General features: G+C 56.9%; 1 protein-coding gene and 1 tRNA gene. One reads left to right on the forward strand and one right to left on the reverse strand.

Translation table 11 applies throughout. The annotated features are described in order from the left end of the window. Positions 1 to 121 precede the first annotated feature (121 nt). Positions 122 to 1,000: a hypothetical protein gene (locus F604_RS12970; protein ID WP_155984186.1), complete on the forward strand. Its 879-nt coding sequence runs from the start codon at positions 122 to 124 to the stop codon at positions 998 to 1,000. A 544-nt stretch (positions 1,001 to 1,544) separates the two neighbouring features. Here the strand turns inward: F604_RS12970 and F604_RS0111555 are convergent. Beyond that, positions 1,545 to 1,621: transfer RNA gene (locus tag F604_RS0111555), tRNA-Ile, on the reverse strand. Positions 1,622 to 1,787 lie beyond the last annotated feature (166 nt).

Here is a 1,787-nt window from a genome sequence, read left to right on the forward strand (position 1 = left end):
TGTGGCCCAAGTTCTAGCCCGGGAGGGCTTGCCTCCCACCTGGGTGGCCAGGGTGGCAGCGTGAAGGGCCTCGGAGTGAATAACCGAAAGGGGGGGTATCATTAAATAAGGAGGTTCAGATATGACGAGGGTTCTGGCTCTGCTGGTCATGACGCTTTCCATGCTGTTGTACGGGTGTGCAAACTCCATGTCTAGTGGGACGCCTGGCGGTCCGCAAGACAAGGGAGATTGGGTGGAGCTTGCTCCTGGAATGCGTTACCAGATAAAAGAGGGGGGAGTTAACCTAGAATACACCCCGCCCCTCTTTACAGAAGAAGGTGTGAAGCGATTTGAGACCTTTACCCGAGATCAGGCGGCTAGAGCTGCAAGTGAGGAAGAAAAGGAGTTTTGGAATGAACAGATAGCTTTTGTGAAGGAGCAGTATACCAATTGGGCCGACGAAGATCGAGTAGTCAAAATCTTAGAGTACGCCCTGTTGAGCCGCTTCCCCCTCCCCTTGACTGAAGGCGATCGTCAGGCGCTTCGAGTAAAATTGAAGGAGATAGTAAAGCAAATGAAGCAGGGCGTTAATCCCGGAAGCCTTCCGGAGCAGGAATTGCCTGCGCAGCTTAGGGCTCCAGGTGGGGGAATGATGGTCGGCCCAGAAAATTTCCACATTCTTGTTTCAAACCTTGAGCCACAAAGTTTTTTCCCCGCATGTAGCCTGGCGGCCTCTGCTATGCCTACTACCGCCTCACCTGGAGCCAAGGCCTATGCCACAGCGAGCTGTAGCACAAACTCAATCATCTGGGGGTCTGTGGAGACAAGGACCTCGGCGAGGGCTGGTAATGATTGGCCCCCACCCTGTTCCGATTCCGGATGGCCCTTCTCCCAATGCATGAGCGTAGCTTATGGCAACACAAATTGCCAAAGCTATGCCTGGGCAGGTTACTACTATCAGTGGCAAGACCTTAGGTATTATAGCGATAGGCGCTCCAGCTCTAACAGTAGCTGTAGATGAGCGGCTTCCAAGCTCTGCCTTCAGCTTGGCTTCTTTTCCAGGATCCCCCTTCCCAGGACCCCAGGAGACCTTTTCCCCTTTCCTGGCCGCCTGAGGTCCCTCCCCCTTTTCCGCAACCCCTTCAGGGAGGCCTCAGAAAGGTTCCTTATAGCCTGGTCGCTTTCCGCTAAACGGGATAACCTTCTTGTTCTCCGCCCTACTCATCCTTACCCTGCCGGCAAGCCTCCGGGTGGAACGGGAAAACACTCCCACCAGACCCCTGGGCGATATTCGGGAGGGAACCCTCTGGTTGTGGCGGGATGGCCCCCTGCGCTACGCCCTGCTCCTAGGGCTTTCGGCCGCGGTGTCCGGGGCCCTGGTATTGGTGGGCACCGTGGGCTTGGTCCGGGGAAGGTTAGGGCTAGGCGAGTTGGAATACGGCTGGACCATGGCTGCCTTTGGCATCGGGGCTACCTTGGCTGCTTTGGTCATGGGCGCTTGGGAAAACCGCCCAGCGAGCACTTCCAACAAGAACCCCCCGGGAATCTCCCCGGGGGACCTGCTGTGGTGGGCGATGGTGGACTTGAACCACCGACCTCACGCTTATCAGGCGTGCGCTCTGACCAGCTGAGCTAATCGCCCCCGCACGCAAAAACTAGCTTAACGAGGGGAAGTCTTTCCGTCAAGATACCAGAGGCCTACCCCCACGGCCCCCCTGAACCCGGACAGACACATGTGAGACTGGACGAGTAAAAATGTGGGGACCACTCCAGAAGAGAGGGGGTCCCCACGGATGCAGCTTACCACG

It is taken from the genome of Thermus scotoductus DSM 8553 (assembly GCF_000381045.1).
GTDB lineage: Bacteria > Deinococcota > Deinococci > Deinococcales > Thermaceae > Thermus > Thermus scotoductus.

Coding starts and splice junctions, on each gene's coding strand:
- F604_RS12970 (WP_155984186.1), top strand. CDS start 122: ATGACGAGGGTTCTGGCTCTGCTGGTCATGACGCTTTCCATGCTGTTG.